We start from the raw sequence: 19,249 nt of genomic DNA, 5'->3' as shown, positions 1-19,249 counted from the left end.
TAAGCGTTTCAAAATGAATTAGTTATTTCATCTTATCATTCATTGAAATTGATTCCTTAACAATGTTATTAATATCACCACTGGTCCGATTAGTAATCTCAGTGACCTTATCGACAGTCAATGCCACGTCAATATCCTTGTAAGCCCGTTCAATCAAGTCATCAATCGTTTCCTCTGCGGTATCGACAATCATCTCACTAAGGTTAGCCACCTTAGTGTATGCATTTCTGGAATTTTCCTTCAACACTTGCTTAGCAGCTTGTCTAGAGAGTTCCATCTCACGAGAGTTAACCATTGTAATCTTGGATTCAAACTTAGGCTTAGAAGAATCAACGACGTTCTTAATCTCAACTGCGGTATGGGACTTATTAATGCGGGAGTAGAGACTATTAACTTCTTCGTTAATCGCTTTTGTAATCGTTTGCTTTGAAATTGCACTCATTGAGCCCAATGAGCCAATTACTGACTGGGCATTTTCGCTCACCTTAGTCTTAGCAGCTGCCCGGTTACCATCTAATTGACTGTAATTATTTTCATCAATTAACTTGTTCAAGTTATCAACGGTTAAACTAATCAATTGGTTTGCCCGGTCCGCATCGCTAGCTCCCCGTAATTCGAACTTAGTCCCATCGGCAATTTGAGCGATGGCACGGTTCATCGAGTAACGGGTCGCCTCGTTAAAGGCGTCGGTCAACATAAATGCTGAGTTAGCCGCAGAATCAACCATTGATTCTGCACTGGTCCGGAGGGATGAAACGTAAATGCCAGCAGCAGAGTTAGTTGCACTTTGTAATGCAGCAACTCCGGAACGAGCAATTTCGTTCACTTCCTCTTCGTTTTCAGCAGCAATGATTTGCCGATCAGCAATACTTGCCGTTCTGGTAACGTATTCGTTTACCGCACTGGCAGCACTACTGTCTAAGCTAGCTGTGGAAGCATAAGCGGCGTTCGCAGCACTCTTAACTTGGAGTCTAATCGAATCCCGTTCGTTTTGGGCTGCCAAGTTATTAGCCATGGCCATGGCACTGTTGATAACACTGGCAATTGTAGAATCAATTGCGGAAGCAATCGCTGCAGCACCAGAGGTAATTGCAACGGAAGCTTCTTCAACGTTAGCAGCGGTGTTCAAGTCCATGTTAGCAACACTAGCCAATGAAGTAATGATGCTAGTTGCAGTAGACTTATCAACTGGTGATAAGGTTGCGGTCCGTCCGGTAGCTGAGTTAGCAGCACTGGCAATTAGTGAATTCCCGCTCGCCTTCACGTTACTTACTGCCACACTGGATGCTTCATTAATGGAAGCAATTCCGGCGCTGGTAAGCATTTGAATTTCAGCCAACTGGTTGGTTTGATCGATATTAGCATTGGCATCACTAGCCGCCATACTAATTGCAGCATTCGTCAATGATTGAGCATTAGAATCAAGCCCATTGACGTCTTGGTACGCAGTGGTTGCGGCGTTCAAGATTTGAGTCTTGTAACTATCCTTAATATTCCGCAGGTTAGCAGACAATGCAGATGTAACCATTTCATGAACTTGATTAACCAGTGACTGGGTTTCGTTGACAATTTCCACCGTATTGTTGGCAATTGTAATCCGCCCTTGCACTCCGGACATCAAAGCATCAATCGAAGCGGTAACCGCTTGTTTAGCACTTGGTTCCATTGAGTTCAATGATTGATCAGCATCATGCAATACGTTTGCTAATTCTGCACGTGCGGTATCACGAGCAAAGTTAATTGCAACACTAGCAACACTCCCAATTAATGCATTCGCACTGTGGAAAGTTGAAGCAACGTTACTAATCGTTGTTGCCCCACTAACGCTAGCACTAGCAGAGTTCGCAACGGAACCAGTCAAACTATTAATTTGACCACGGTTATTGATACTCAATACCCGGGCTTGACTGTATACGTCACCAGCAAGGCTATCCATATCAGCAGCAAATGATTGCTTAGCTTCAACCACAGCGTTACTGTTTTTAGCAATGTAGTTAGCAACCAAGAATTTCATGTTATCAGCAGCACTTTGCACGTTGTCGAAGATTGCCCGAGGGTCATCTTCATTTACAGAAAATGCTTGCTTAGCATTATCAACTTCCATTGCCACTTCATGGTTAGCAAGTTGCTTGAATTCATCATCCATCAAGTCAATTTGAGCGTATGCTGAAGCAGCGTAACTAGTAGTGGCTTCGTTCGCAGCAGCAGCTTCATACATGTTAACGAAACTGTTCATTGAACTAGCAGCATCGCTAGCTAATTGTGAATCCAACAAAGAGTTAGCTGGGTTCATTGCAATCAACGTATTTGCCTGGGTAGCGGCACTTGAAATTGAAGTACTCATATCAGCCAAGTAACTATCATTCAAGTTGGCAGCCTTAACGTTAGCAGATGATGCAGCACTGGCAACAATTGAGTGGGCAGATGCCACTGGATCCTTAACCACGTATTCGTTGATTAAGCTGTCCATTGCCCTAGCAGCTGAATTAACATCCGATAGGGTTGCTTGGGCTTGCCCAAAGTGGAGATTAACGGCACTATGAGCAGCACTGGCATGCAAGCTAATTCCGTTTACCGCAACTGGTCTGAGGGCGTCATTCAAGACGTCAGCAAGTGAATTGGCGTAACTAGCTTGTGAATCAATTGCAGAGTGCGCGTAACTATTTTCGTTCGTCTTAACTAATTGATCGATTGCACTAGAAGCATTGTAAGCATCCAATGAAACGGTCGCAAAGTTACTACTATCACTATTAACAGCCACGATTGCTTGGTTCACAACGCTGGCAACTGAACTGTAAACGTTGGCAGATGAGTTTGCAAACATTGAATCCAACAGGTGGGTAGCAGCACTGGCCGCCCCGTTTACAACCGCCTTAGCAGACGTTACCACGAATTCACGGGCAACACTATCCAACTGCGTAAGCGTTTGGTCAGTGATATTGGAGATTGCACTCGCATCACTGGCAGCACTAGCAAACTGAACGTTCGCAGACACCACAACTGAAAGCACAGCCGAACTAAAGGCATTGCGGTCGCTCGTCTTCATCCCGGACAACGTATCGGCAGTAGATGCAATTTGTTTTGAAATCGTAGCATTTGCAGATGCACTTGGGTCGGCATTGATTGCCTGAGCGGTCAAACTAGTAATTGCAGATGAAGCGTTAGTGGCATCCAATGAAGCGTATGCAATGTTACTAGCATCACTATCGATGGCTGAACTAGCAGAGTCAACCAACAATGAAATGAACTGACTGGTTTCATTTCTAGATTCAGTATCATCCAACCCTTCAATTTGAATGGTTGCGGAATCACTGGCAGCAGTAACGATGGAGTTAGCAGATTCAGCAACATAACTGCTTGCGATTGAGTTAAAGGCTGATTCGGCAGCCGTTGCATGTGAGCTAACTGCTGCTGAGTCTTCAGCATTAACGTTAATTGAACGGTTCGTTTGGTCAACGATGTTCAATAAGCGGTTATTCAATCTGAACTCTTCGTTTTCGTCAATCAATGGCCGTAACTTCTTTACGACCCGATCAGCAGCTCGGGAGGTAGATAGAATGGCAGTTGCAATCGTATCTGAACCAACTGCAGCGCTGGTAATCGTAGCAATCTTAGCAGCGGCATTTTGCGCATCTAGATAGGCAAAGAACGGATTATTAGCGTGTTCCTTGATTAATTGCCGGGCGTGACTTACTTGCGCCCCGATTGCAGAAATCGTCTTATTCCGGTTATGGATGTCATAGATTTCAACGGCCTGGTTATTAGCAATATCAAGCGCCTTATTCACGATTTCATTTGCAGTTTCAACCACAAAGCGGTTAGCAGCCTGCTTGAGCGTTTGTTTAGCATTATTAATCGTATTGATAATGTTGCTTTGGCCAAGCAAGTCGTAACTAGCTGAACTAGCAGTACTTGCGGTAACGGAAGCAAATGATGCTTGCGCATGGCCAGTCAATTCGGCGTCACTCATTAATGAATCAGCAATTTGATAAATCGTGTTCATTGCAGAAGCGGTCCGATCTGAACTAATTGCGTTGTCAACCAAGTATTGTGCATGACTCCGCATATCAGCAACCCGGAGGGAAACCACTGCCGAATCATTACTATCATTAATGATGGCAGCACTCGTTTCAGTTGCGGCACTGTTAATTGCATTTTCAACGATTACGTAGTTATCAACGGTTGCAATTTTAACGTTCGCAGAATCAACGATTGAATTCAACGAAGTCATTGCAGAGTTCAGAATGTAGCCGTTAGCAAGGCTATTCATCGCACTAGCAGCACTAGCAACTACCGCATCCGATTGACCAAAGGTATTGGCCTGGTTGATTGCGTTGTTGGCAATTCGACTAGCAGCACTGCTGAAGTTAGCAGCACTGTGTGAGTTCATGGTTCCCACCTTTTCACTAGCAGAACTAGCCTGACTAGTTAATTGATGGTGGAACAATAGTGATTGATTTGAAGCCACCAAGTTATCAAATTGTTTTTGAATTGCATTAACTGCATTAACAGCATCGAGCGTTGCTAGCTTGACGTCGTAGCTATCGTTGCGAATCGTTTGTTCTGAAATGCTCTTCACAAATGCCAATTGGTTATTGAATTCAGTTCCTAGTGATGCGGTTGCATTCAATGAAGCAATCTTATCTTCAATCATTTGAATTGACGATCTAGTAACGTAATCCGCAGCAATGCTTGCAAATAATGACGTTGCTGAATCAATTGATTCGTAATCGAGTTCCGCTCCAGATTGGTGTTCAGCCCGAATCGATTTATTCGCGCTATTAACTGCACTATCGTAATTTTCAGCCAAACTCCCACTTAGTTCTGATGCTTGCGAATTAGCACTATCGAAAGCACTAGTAATGTAGTTATTGAAAGTAATCTGAGCATCATGTTCAGTTGCGCTATTAGCAACCGAGCCAATCGAAATAATGGCATTATCAAGGTCCAATGATACTAGAGAATCATTATTAACATCCGTTGCGATCAATTCACTTGCAACACTGGCTTGATTATTAATCCAATTAATTGCTTGTGAACGTTCAACGTTGTTGGTAATTTCATTTACCACTGAAGCAGCAGAGCTAGTTGCAGAACTCAATACCACGCCGGCAGAATCCATAACGTAACTATTGGCAACTGAAGTAATCGCAATTTCGGCCTGATTAGCTAATGAATTCAGCTCTGAATCATTCGTTGCAGCAGCACTAAATTGTTCTGTTGCGTACTTACTTTGCTTAGCAACCGCACTCAAGAAGTTCATGTCAGCTAAGCTGTCGCTCATCAAGACATCGTGAGTGGCAGAGTCAACCAACTGGTTCACCCGGTCAATTGCAGAAGCAAATGGATGTTCAGCAATCAAACTATCAGCAAGTGAATTTGCTGCAATCACACCATCGTGTGCGTATAGTGACGTTGCAAGTGGATTACTAGAGTAAGCAATCACCGCACTATTAGCACTAGCGGCAGCGCTACTCATTACCACGTTGGCAGCATCATTATGCAATAAAGCAACCCTTTGACTAGCACTGGTGGTAGCAACATCGATTTCACTCATCGCTGTTTTACCAATGAAGTAGTTTGCAACCGAGTGCATTTGTTGACTGGCACTCGTAACCACTTGATTCAAGTGGCGTTCATCAACCAATCGAACCATTCCAGCAGCACTAACAACACTCGCAATCGCACTACTAAACCGGACTTGATCATCACTAGCAAACTGAGCTGCAGCAGATGCCATCGTATTTGCTGCGGAGTTAACTTGGTAGTTAAGCTCAGCTTGTGATGACTTACTGATGGTTTGCTTAGCAAATGAAGCTAACGCTAAGGAACCATTATCAGCATCCAACGAAGCAAACGCGCTATTGGCACTATCTTGGTTGACCATTTCTGTGTATGCATTCGCAACCGAAGTTAACTGGTCAGCAACATCGAATTGACTAACTAATGCACTCGCACTAGATTGAGCTTGGGCCACCTTATTCTTTGCAGAATCAACAACATAACTGTTTGCAAGGTTTTGAAGGGCTGTATTAGCAGCGGTTACTTCTTGATTGACTTGCGACTCATCATCATGACCATTATCGATTGCAACGTTAGCAGATGTAACCAATGAATTCATTGCACTACTGAAGTTAGCAGCGGAACTAGCATTGCTGATGGTTCCTAGACTATTCACAATGGAGTCCGCACCACTTTGTACCTGCCACTTAGAATAAGCGTTTAAGTCATCAGCAGCAATGTCCTCAATTAAACGACTCATTTCCAAACTGGCATTATGACAATCGAGTAACACGGTTGATTGCTTAGCAGCGTCACTATCCACCATACTGTTGTACTCACGAGCAAAGTCTTGTAGTGGTCCCTCGAATTGGTCTTCATTTAATCCAAATTGATAGAATACATCATAAGCCGAACTAGTAATTGTATCCAATGCGGTATAACCGCCATCCGCCACGTACTTACGAGCAACCTGGTCGAACGCATCAGCAACCGAGTTGGTTAACTTCTCAGCCGTTTCAGAATCATCAACGATACTACCGTTCATTTCATCAGCGCTTCTAGCGGTCATTGCTACTTCGCTATTGAAGTTAGCTTGACTAGAGCCACTAATGCTAGCCACTGCGCTGGTTGCAGAGCTGGCAAATCCGGCCACTGCGTAACTTGCGGATGCTTGTGGTTCTTGATGGACCAAAGTATCCACGTAGTTAGCTAGTGACTTTTGACCGTTTTTAGTCATTAACTTTCTAGCATTTTCATCACTTGCGTAGCGTTCAATTTGATTATTAACTTGTGCAGCTAATGAGTTCACTCCCACGGCAACTCTAGCCCGGTAGTCATCATTACTGCTGAACCAACTAAGCGCGCTGTTAGCACTATCAACGTATGAACTAACTTGATTTCTAGCCGCCTTAACGGTAAAGCTTTGGGCAATACTACTCATTAATGAAGAAGTCGAGTCAACAGTAACGTGAATCAAGTCATTGTTCATCCCCGCCCCACTAATATCGGTCTTTGCCTTCTTAGCAGCGCTATTGATTTCCAGTTTCAACCGTGCTACTTCAACGGGATCTTCAACTTGATTAGCAGCAATCAATGAGCTAGAAACCGATTGAACATGGTAGTTTGCAGATGCGTAGACATCATTATTAACTGCCTTGGCAACGGCAGCGGAAATTCTTGCTTCCACATTGCGAACGTCCAACGCCAACAAATCATCATCAGCAGAATCGCGTTCGATGGTTGTATAACCGGCTGATTGAAGTTCTTGAATCCGACTAAGAATCATTTGACGTACGTCGGCATTGGCAAATAGGTTCAATGAATGGTCCTTAGTAGTGGCCACGATTGAATCAATTGCAGACGTAGCAGAACTAGCCATGTAGCTGTCAGCTAAGCTGAGCAACGTCGTTGTTGTAGAACTAGTAGCAGCTGAAACTAGGTTTACGTCACTATTAGCGTATGAAATAATTCCATTCGTTTGAGAAGTAACCTTCTGCGCAGCACTAGTGAAGTTAGCACTTACACTTGAGCTTAACGATGATAGTCTGAAACTAGCTTGATCAGCTGTTGAAGCTAGCTGTAAGCGAATTTTAACTGCGGTATCAAAGTCAGCAGAACTATCAACTGTCCGATTAATTTTACTAATCCCGTTTTCAAGGTCTAAGTCAACATAATCAGCACTGTAAGCATCAGCGCTAATTAAAGAACTGAAGTATTCGTTTGCAGAATTGATTTCCGCCATGACACTATTTCTAGTCTGTTCATTGCTAAAGTAATCAACGGTGGCGCTAGCTGAGGTAAAGACGCTACTCAAACTAGCCTGGGCAAGTGAGTTCCGGTAGTTAACGGCTAACCGGTTCATCTTGTTGGTGGATGAAGTAGCAGCCCGATTAACTAATCCGAGGTTCTTACTAACCAGGCTCACTGATAAACTAGCCTGGGCAGCCACACTATTAATGGCACTGGTGAAGTTAGCTTCATCCAAGGCATTGCCACTAGCCATCCCATCAAATGCTGAACTAGCAGCACTAGCGATGATGTATTGACCAGCAGCAGTTGGATCATTTCTAACCATTGAGTCTGCCAGACTGTTAATCATATTGATCCCATTTTGGACATCAATATTAACCAGATCTTGACTGGCAGTATCGGATGCAATCGTGTTCGTAATTTCACGAACCACGTTTTTAATCGTGCCTACGTAGGTTGATTTAGCTTCGGAATCAGATATGTTCCGAAGGTCTGCAATTGCTTTACTAGCAGTATCACTAATGGATGAGTTGGCATAACTAGCAACGTAGCTATTGGCAAGGCTCCGAACAAAACTTTCGGTCGCCACTTCTAGTGATGCATTATTAGCATCCGTCCCAAAGGAGGTCTTAGCATCTTGACTAGCAATCGCCATACTAAACTCAACCGAGTCATTCCAACTTAAGCGGGTCGCAAAACTGGCAGCTTCTGAGTAAACCGAACTAACGTTGCGCTTAGCAGCTGCGATTGAGTCGTTGGAAACGGCACTGGCAAGGATTGCATTTGCAGAACTAATTGCATTATCTGCGTCTAATGAAACCGCACCAAAGTCAGCATTATCACTCCGGATGTTAATTACTGCTTGACTAGCAATTTCATGAATTGCACTGTAAGCAGACGATTGAGTAACAAAGTTACTGAGGTCGCGAACCTGCGTATCTAAATTACTAATTTGAACTGATAGGAAGTTAACGGCCTGACTAGCCGCATATGATTGTGAAAGACTATCAATTTGGCTAAAGGCATTATTAGTTTCCACTTGATCATCATCAGCATCAAAGTCCCGCACAACTGAGTTCACAGCACTACTAAAGTTCAAGTAGTGATCATCAGCAGTTGATAGATATGGGTTATTAACGGCTGCACTCGCATGATTATCAACTGCATTTAAAGCAGTTGCCAGGCGGTTTTCACTAATGATCTTATTTTCTAATGCACTCAATTCACGTTCAATGTTTACTAGGTCAAGGGTGATTAACTCTCCACTGTAAGCATCCTTTTGAATTGTTTTTCTAGCGTTATTAGTGAATTCCTTAATTCGATCAACAGCAAAGTTATATTCAGTGCCATCTAGGAGCCGTCCTAAACGGGTCTGTGCTTCACCAATTAATTGAGTTAACTTGATTTCAGCAGTGGTATTAACAAACTCACTAACGTACTTGTTGATGTCACGATTGGCATTTTTAACAACCATATCAACGTCTTCGCCATTAGCAAAGCGCCCGGTAGTGTCCGCAATGACGGTTTTAATTTGTTTATTTAATTGAGTTGGGCGCCCTAATCCAGCGGTTGCTGAATATGCAGAGTCAGCAGCACTCCGAACTGAAACGTTTCCAGAAATTACTTCGTCGGTAGTCGTAATGAATTGAGCGGCAGAACGAATTGAATCAATTGCATTTGCAGCATCCAATGCCATCAATGAAGCATTATTACTGTCCTTAGCAAAGTTATCCGCAACGGTATTAAGCGTATTATCAATGGTTTCATTAGCAGTAGAAGTAGCTTCTGAGTTATTAAATTGATTAATAACGTTATAAGCAGAGTCAGTTGCATGGGTAATTAATTCAGAAGCAGAACTAGCAACGTAGCTATTGGCCACATCGTTAATTGATTCCACAAATTCATTTTGAACCGAGTCAATTGCAGCTTCGTCAGCACCGAATGAAGTCATGCTTGCGTGGGCTTCATTCTTAAAGCGGTTCATGGCACTACTGAGGTTTGCGGAGGCGAATGAACTTAAGCTTCCCACCCTTTGCATAGCAACACTAGCGGTGTGGGCAACTACTGAATGGGCACTCGCAAATGGTTGACTCGCAACCACTGAGTTAGTGATGGAAGTAATCGCTTGGATTCCCTCTTTAACGTCTAGACTAATCAGTTGGTCATCGGTGGAATCCCCGTGGATTAACTGAGCAGCGGAGTTAGCCACTGAATTAACCGCCTTATTCGCATCCATCTTAGTTTGACCATCAACATAGTTCATGGCAGCACTAGCTTCACTAGTAACCGTTGAGAGCTTAGCATACGCTGAAGCCACTAGGTAGTTCCCAACCGTCGAACTAACTTCTTTATCAGTAGCAGAAATGATGGTATCTAACGTCCGATAATCACTAACCCCACTAGCAGCGTGAGTTGCCTGTCTAGACACACTATTAATGGCACTACTGAAGTTATCAGCAGCGCTTCCTGATAAGTGCTGAGCCCGACTATTAGCAGCCGTAATCAGCCCTTGAATATCATAAGCGGCACTGGCAATCACATCTCTTTGAACGTTGCTATCGGCAAAACTATTCATGTATGAATTAGCATTCCGCAAGTCTAGGTCAACAAACGCCTTAGAGTGGGCATCCTTTGCGACCTGACTAGCAACGCTACTCTGGAATGCGTTCAAGTGGGTGTTGATTTCATTAGCAACTGAAGCAACTTGAATATCCCCAATGCGGTGTTTCAATTGGGCACGCATGGAATCCAATTCTGAAACTGCTGAATCAGTAACATAGCTATTAAAGAGCTGATTGATTTTTTGTTCAGCAGATTCTTGAACGCCCTTAATTGCAGCGGGGTCGTTCTTAACGGAAACCATGTCGTTAACCGCCGTGCTGGTCAAGTCATTCACAGCACTACTTAAGTTAGCACTGGCTAGTGAACTAAAGTTAGCGGCACCTGAAGCAACGGTGTTGGCGTGGCTGTCAAGATCAGCAAGCGCCTTAGCAACCTCATCAGCCTTAATGGCATTATTAGCTACGTTTGCTAATTCATTTTGGCCATTAATAACATCCAAGTTAATTAACTTAAGATTATCGGTATCATTTTGAATTCTAAGCCGGTATTCATCAATTGTGTTAGCAATATCAGTTAATGCCGTGTTCCGCTTATCATCATCAGCCATCCGATTAATTTTAGTTTCAGCAGCACTCGCAGCATCCATGATCTGACCAAGAGCCCCCTTGGCAGCATGGAAGTTAGAGATGTTTCTCATCAATTGAGCAGCGCTTTGCAATGCCTGTTGGTTAGCAGTCGCATCGTCGGCAGTGAAACTATCAATTGCTTGAACGTTAACGCTCGCAATTGCACTACTGAAGTTAGCAGCATTGCGCCCACTTAATGAACTAGCAATTACAGTCGCACTACTTCGAACGGAGGCTAAACTGTGCTTAGCTGCTGCCATTGGTGAATTATTAACCGCAGCACTGGCAAGGTTTTCCACCGTATTATTAGCATCATTAACCGCATCGGCAATCAATGAATCAGAAGCACTGTGGGCACTAATTTGTGAGTCGGCAGAGCTTAACGCACTGTCAATATAAGTCTTTACACTTAACGAATCATTAACTGAAAGGTCAGCGGTTTGAACGCTCGCTGAAGAAGCCAACTCATCAACTGCGCTATAGGCAGAACTTAATAAGTAAGCATTTGCAAGGTTTTCAATCTGGGTGCTGGCCTGGCTAATTACATTATTTTTATCAGCGAATGGGCCAATCAACGAAGTATTGGCATTGCTAGTAATCCCATCAACCTGCTTGTTAAAGCGGATTTGTTGGTCACTAGCCAATGAACCCATCCGGGCAATCACTGAATCGGCAGCCTTTTGAATCATGACGCTAGCTGAGGCAACTGAATCTCGTTCAATGGCTTCATTTACCATTGAAGAGATGGTACTCGTAGCATTATTTGCATCTAGGGAAGCAAATTTAGCGTTTTGAGCATCAATTTGAATTGCCATACTTGCCTGTTCAGCTCGCTGAGTAATTGCTTGAATTAAATTATTTTTACTGGTGGTATCACTAACTACGTTTGCACGCACACTAGCGCTAGCCAGGGTCGTGTTCAACTTGGTTTCAGCAGAATCCTTAATGAATTCACTCGCGATTGAGTCTAATTCACGTTGGTATTCAGCTGGTTTACTGGTATTTAAATCAGCAATTTGACTATCAAACGTAACTGATTGGAGACCGCTTAGTGAACCAATCTTAGCGTGTGCTGAATAAAGCGCACTGCGGTTAGCTAGTGACTGAGCAGCGGTAGAGTCAGCCCGAAATGCTGAACTAGCAATGGAGTTGATAGAAACGCCTGTGTTATAAGCATCTAGGCTCGCTAATTGATAATCAAAAGCATCACTCTTGATCATGAATTGAGCCTTGGTCAAGTGTTCGTCAACTTCACTGGTAACACTGCTTCTGAGTTCTTCATCCGCAATCGTTGGTAACTGTTCCTTAATCAACGCAGCTTCACTATCAACAGACGCATTTGCGGAATCCGCAATGGCATTTTGAATCAGCTTTTTGATTGCCTTTCCGGCGTACTTAATTTCTGACTCCACCCGCTTGGGGCTGTTAAATTGATCAGCCAAATAAGCATTCGTCCGCCGACTAATGCTACCAACAGCACTACTGAAGTTCGCACTTGCGAAGGAATCCAAATCCCCGACTTGAGTTGCAGCTGAAGAAGCTAATGATTGCAAAGCAATTTCAGCGCTTGCCGAACGGTTTTGTTTGAATTCTTCAAACATACTGTCGGCGAGGGAATGCATTCCACTCTCAGCAGCCATGGAAACTGAAACTGGGTAGTTAGAATGGGCATCAATCGTGTTATCAAGCGTATCAACGGTGTTCTTAACCGAACTAATTAAGGTGGATTGCTTATCTCCATCGGTTAATTCAACCGCCCGCACCATTAGTGAATCGGCAACGCTGCCCACTGCTGAATGTGCAGAACTAACGATTACAAAGTTTGCGATGTCATTCATTGCTCCGGAAGCAGAGTTAATTACCATCATTACAGCATTCAAGTTACTGTAAACGGAGCCTAGTTTTTCGTTCGCCTGGTTGGCAACACTATCCATTTGCATGTCAGCGGTGCTATCAGTATGGCCGTTCAATTGGGTCAACACGGAATTAGCACTACTGATTTGGTCACTAATTGCAGCGTTTGCAAACGCAATCGAGTCGTTATAAGCGGCTTCGGAAGCAGCTGAATTAATCGACTTAACCGCATTTTGAGCATCTAAGACGATCAAATCAGCATCGCTGTAATCACGTTCAAACTGGCTACTGAACTCGGATTGATACTTGGTAGCTAGTGAAGCAGCTTCACTAGCAACATCGCCATTGTAGTGACCAGCAGCTGTAAATAAATCATCGGCAGCTTGGCTCACTGCACTAGTAGCCCACTGACCATAATATTGGTTAGCAACAGAAGATAGTCCACTCATTACGGAGTCAACGAGGCTCCCTAATCCAGAACTAGCCTGGCTATTGATGCTATCAATTGGTGCAACCACCTTAGCCATTGCACTTTCATAGTTATCGCTTTGGCTACGCGTCATTAAAGTAGCGTTACTGAATGCAGCACTAACTGCACTGCTTACAGCATACTTAGTGGAAGCAACCGGACTATCATCAACCGCTTGTGAAGCGATGCGGTTAATTTCTAGAACAGCATTATCAGCATCCAATGAAGCTAGGCTGGAGCTAATTGCATCACTACTTACTAGCTGCTTAAAGCTTTCAGCCACCCCACTAAATTGGGCGTTGATTCGGTCTAGATTATTAGGATCAGCAATTACGGCAGCGTGTGACTTGGCACTAACAACGGCGCTTTCGATCGTGTTATTTGCTGAACTCGCAAAGTAGGAACGCCGAATGTCGTCAAATTGGTTAGCAGCGGAATTGGTAAACGCAGCCACAGCATTAGAGTCAGAAATAACGTTTGCGATATTCTTAGCTGCAATCCGCGCAACACTGGCAGCAGCACTGCTGATGTTGGTCTTAGCCAATTCATCAGCCGTAACAATTTGGTTCAAATCACTAGCTGAAGAGTTGATTTCAGCACTGATAGCAGCAACCTTATCGTCTTGGAATTCAGCGACTAAGCCGTTCAATGCAGCTATTCCATTATCGATATCTAGTGAAAGATAAGCCGGATTTTCAACATCCACCCGTACTTTTTGATTGGTGTCATCAACAATCTTTTTAATTTCACTAATGATGGTTGAACGATCAGAATTGGTTTTTAATTGGTCCCGAACTGAATCAGCAGCTGCACTTACCGCACTGGTAGCGGATTGAATTAGATATTCATTTGCTACTTGGTTAATTTCATGAGCTAGTGAACGGGGAGCTTGGTTGTTACTAGCGGCCCGATCAACAATTTGTTGAATTTGATTGGAAGCAACTAGTGACGTGTGCGAATCTAATGAGCCTAAACGGTTAAAAGCCGCACTAGTGGCACTGGCAGCAAAACTATTGGTTGAAGCCCGGAAGTCATCAGCAATTGCGGAATCCAGAATCTTGTTGATGGCAACAATTCCATCCTTAGCATCCAAGCTGGTAAACTTCGCTTCTTGAACATCAGCGTTGATTTCAGAGCTAGTTGAAGCCACCACGTTATTAATGGCAGCAGAAGTACTAATTTTGGTAACGTTACTGAGTTGGAGAACCTGACGGTGAGCAGCCGTTGCTGCGGCAACCACCTCAGATTGCGCGTTAGAAGCATGGTAGGCGTTCACAACGCTACTCATTTGAGCGCTGGCCACGTTAGAATGGCCACTGGCAGCAATTGCAGTGCTGTTTAACGCACTGGCCATGTTAGCAGCCGTAAAACTATCCATTGATCCAGCAGCAGCAACTGCAGAACGCTTCAAATTATTAAGGGTGTATTGATATTTAGATTCACCATTAGCAGTAACAACATCCCTAAATTCATTGTATAGAGCATTGATTGCGTTTTTGGCATCCAATACGGCAAGTGAAATATCGCTACTATCACTTTGAATCGTATTAGTAGCCTTCTCTAAGATGGTATTAAAGTTATTTTCAAGCGCCGTCCGATTAATTCCTTGGTACGTGCGTGCACTAGCAAAGAGCTTTGCAGCAGCGTTATTAATCATTTCATTAGCATAGGTCGCAACGTAGTTATTAACGGTCGTTCCAAGCGCATTGACTGCTGAACTAGCAGCTGATTGAACATTGTCATCATCAGCAAAACTCAGCTGCTCAGAAAATTCATGGTCGGCACTAGCGATGTCACTATTTAAGTTGGCAGCGATGCTTCCGGATAACTTTGCAGCAGTACTATCAGCAGATGATAATGCTGAGTTTAAGTCGTACTTAGCGGTTGCAAAGCGATTATTGGAAATCGTCGCATCAACAAATTCACGCAGACTAAATAAAACGTTATTAATGTCGGTCTTTAAGGCTGCTGGGGAGTTTAAATCGGTCTTGAATAATTCTTCAGAACCGTCAACCAGCGCATCCAGCTGACTAATTAACGTGAGTTTATCGGCGCCACGAAGCATGTCAAATTGAAGCTTGGCATTATCTGCAGCGTCAGTAATTTTAGCGTTAACAGAATCAAGCTTAAATCGGTCTGCTAACTGGTCTAAATCCTGCTTAAGCGTGGTTAATTCAGGCGCAATTAATGATTCACCCTTGTCGCTAGTAATCACATTAGTCGATTGATTAACTAACTTTGCAACGGAGCTATCAAAATTAAGCGCAGCCGAACTATTTTCAAGTGAAACGCTGGACTTAGCACTATTAGCCATGGAATGAACTTGGCTAAGGGCAGCGGCGGTAGAGTCATCACCGATTGCGGCCTGGGCCATGGAGTTCAAATTATTAATGGTATTTCTAACGTCGGTATTTACAACGGTTGGCTTGGCTTCATCAGCCCGGATTAAGTCAAACCCATCTTGCGCCATCGAATGAATTTCATTTTGCGCATCGATTAACTTACCGGAGTTCTTAATGTCGGCAACATCATCGATGGAAACCATCGTAGCAGATTCGATTGTTTCTAATGCACTAGCTGCGATATGCGAATTAACGATTGAATTAATCGTGTTATTTGCATCATCAGCAGCGTTCGATACTTGAAGGTCGTTATCAGCACTATTGATTGTTAACTTAGCACTGCTTGCCGCCCGGTAAAGGTCCCGACTCAATGCTACGTCTGCTGAATCAGAAATGTAGTTTACTGCCATTGAATTGGCAGAACTAACTAATGAATCGATTCGATAAACTTGGGCCACCTTTGGGTGATCGTTAACGGTGGTTGCGAATAATCGCTTAAGCGCACGAATCCCGTTCTTACTATCAAGATCGGCAAACTTAGACTCTTCAGCGTCCTTTTTAATTAAGGTAACGTACTTATCCACCAATTGATTAATCGTGGAATCAGCAGTCAAACTAGCCTGGGTCAGCTTAGTCCGCACATCATCGGCAACTAAGGACACCGCAGTAATTGCGGAATCAGCCACGTTGCTCTTGAAATGTTCCGTATTTTCAGTCCCGGTAACGTCCACTAATTGATCAATGGTTGCTTTATCTTCGACCGCCCGAATGGTTGAGCAATTAGTCGCAGTGGTCTTGGTAACAGCACTACTAAAGTTAGCAAAATCAAAATTAGCAGCTGAGCGATCAGCTACTAATTCGGTTGCATAACTTTCAACCGCTCTAATTGCAGATGCATTGGAATTACTACTGATTAAGTGATTAACATATGAATCAACCGCGGAAAGTCCATTTCTAAGGTCTAATAAAACGACGTCAGAAAGGCGCGCATCCTTCTTGATGTTTTCAGATGCAGACTGAATGTATTGATGGATTTGATTAGTAGCATCACCGTCTAAGACGCCATAGGAGTCTAGCTCGGACTGGGCAGAACTGGTAGCGCTACTAAATGCAACGCTAGTGTATGATAACGTGTAACGATTCAATACCGAGTAGATGGTTTGGCTAGCTTGTGAAGCCACTCCATTATGATCACGAGTGGTGGCTAATTCCTTGTAGGTACTATCGAGTTGTTTGGCAACCTCGCTATCAGCATTGCCCTGGTTGCTTTCATCAAATTCAGCGGCCGCAGAAGTGGCAGCAGCGACAACTGAATCCACCTTGGAATAAGCAGCTGCAGCGATATCAGCCCCCACGTAACGAGCGGTGATACTATCGATGGATGAGTTAGCAGAACTCATCGCTAAAGAAATGGTAGAAAGTCGGTCTGAAGCCCGGTTAAGGGTTGCAGTTAATGATACCCGAATTGAAGTAACCGCACTGGAAGCTTGGAATGAAACCGTATCGTCAGCAATATTGCGCATATCGTGCTTAGCACTACTTGCTAGTTCGTTCATTGCAGACTGAGCTGAATTAACGTTATAGCGGTTAATAATTTCATCCGCAGCTAAAGAAGCCTGGTCAACATCCTTGCTTAAGGCGTTCGCATTCCCAATGTCTTCATTGATGGCGGAACTAGCAGAATTGGCCACACGAGTAACTTCACTTGTAGCGTTATCGTGACTAAATTGGTCGAGATAAACTCCCTTGGCAGCAGCAGAACTAAGCGTATTTTGCACCGCATAGTATGCAGAAACCGTTGGGTCAGTGCTGATCAAGTCAGCAGCCACGGATTCAATCGTGCTAACCCCTGACTTAGCAGTCAAGTGGATATTAGGGGCAACTTCTACCGCCCGTTTAGCGTCATCATGAATCTGGCTCAAGCGATCTGCGGCACTCTTTTGATCAGCAACGTTACTGAGTTGTTCAATCATGGAATTGGCTGCTGCGGAAGCACCAGCTAGTTGAGAAAAGGCTGCCGAAGTTGCATAGCTATGGATAACCTGGGAAACGGTACTGTAGATTTTCTCACCAATTTGATTCAATTGGGCTTGGTCATTGCGATTAGCATCAGCAGCAAGATACGCATCCTTAATTGCCACGTTTACGGCACTGGAAGCGTTCCAAATTGCGTCTGATGATAGTAAGTTTAACTGGTCATTAGCTTCAGAATAAGCGGTATCCACGGAAGCACACGCAGAAGCGTATGGGTCGGAAGCAATTGCTGAATTAGCCATTGCATCAATTTCATTACTTGCTGAATAAAGCGTGTTTTGCAGCATGTCAGGACGACTAGCTAGTCCCCGCACCTGGCTTTGTACCTGATCAGTATAAGAACTAACGGCACTGGCAAACGTGGATTTTAAGTCAGTTGATACTTGATGCACCCGGACCCCAGCATTTGCAGATTCAGTACTTAATGCAGATGCAGCATAATGGATGTTAACTTCATCGGCAATCGACTTAATTGATTGTGATGCATATGGAATCAATCCATAAAAACGATTTACTGCATCAGCAGCACTGGTGTTAATGCTATCAGCACTAGATAAAACATCGTCCGCAACACTAGAAATCATGCTATTGGCAGTCAACAAATCATCATCGTTCAAGTAGCCCACCGTGGCGTAAGCCGAACTAGTGTATTCCTTAACCCCAGCTGAAACTAAATTGTTCCCATAGCTGGTAAAAATCCGGCTCATTGAACTAATCGCATTACTTGCGTCCGCACTCGCACTAAGTGGTTCGGCAACGTTAGATTCAATTTGATCGTAAACTGGTGCTAACACGTCTTCAATTGCGGCTAAGGCGTCCTTAGCCACTGCATCGGACACTTGCACTAAATCATTCTTAAAGCGGTGGTAAGCGTCTTCTACGGCCGCATTTGCGGAAGTTAAAACGGATTCGCTAGCTAATGATTCAAGTTGTTCGACCCCACTTTGGGCTAATGAATCCGCAGCGTTAATGTCCGCAGCCTGGGTCTTAATTGCATTAATAACTTGATTAGCAGTCGTTTCGATAGCTTGACTGGCTTTTTCAGCGGCAGTACTTTGCATTAAATTAGTCTTTGAAGTAAGTGATTCAGCGGCTTTGGTAACCACGACGTTAGCAGATGAGAAGTTTGCATTATTAATGGCACTATTAATAGCAGCAGTGAACGCATTCACTCCTGAAGTTGCTTCCGATGGAGTAGCATAATTAGATGCTTCTCCATATGCGGAACCTGCAAAGTAAGAAATTGCAACCGTTGCACTACTTTTAGCAACGTCGTCCAATTCTTGGGCCCGATTGTTGGCAATTTTAACTGAGTTTGAAATTGCTGCTTTAGCGTATTCTAAAACAACTTGTTGTGCTGCTGAATTAATTAATGAAACCGATTTTGAAGTAAGTGACTCAACGATCGGAGTTTGAGAAACATCGGTATTTTGGATATCAACAGCCATCGATTTAACGATTGCGTCAATTGAATTTTTAGCAGCCACTCCATATTGGCTATCAACACCACTAAAACCAGCCAGCGCTGCACTGGAAGCGGCTGAAAGTGTGTTGTTAGCTGACGAATTTATTTGATTGGCTTCAGATCCCATAAGTATTGCACCTTCCTG

General features: G+C 43.7%; 1 protein-coding gene. It reads right to left on the bottom strand.

Annotated elements, in window-relative coordinates; all coding sequences use genetic code 11:
* Positions 1-22: 22 nt before the first annotated feature.
* Positions 23-19,231 carry a hypothetical protein gene (locus HZL42_RS02170; RefSeq protein WP_219054073.1) on the bottom strand — a complete coding sequence of 6,403 codons (19,209 nt, stop codon included), beginning with the start codon at positions 19,229-19,231 and terminating at the stop codon, positions 23-25.
* Between the last annotated feature and the right edge of the window lie 18 nt (positions 19,232-19,249).

Source organism: Lactobacillus sp. Sy-1, from assembly GCF_019303535.1.
Classification (GTDB): domain Bacteria; phylum Bacillota; class Bacilli; order Lactobacillales; family Lactobacillaceae; genus Nicoliella.
The sequence above is the reverse complement of the archived record's forward strand: the minus strand, read 5'-3'. Positions and strand labels throughout refer to the sequence as shown.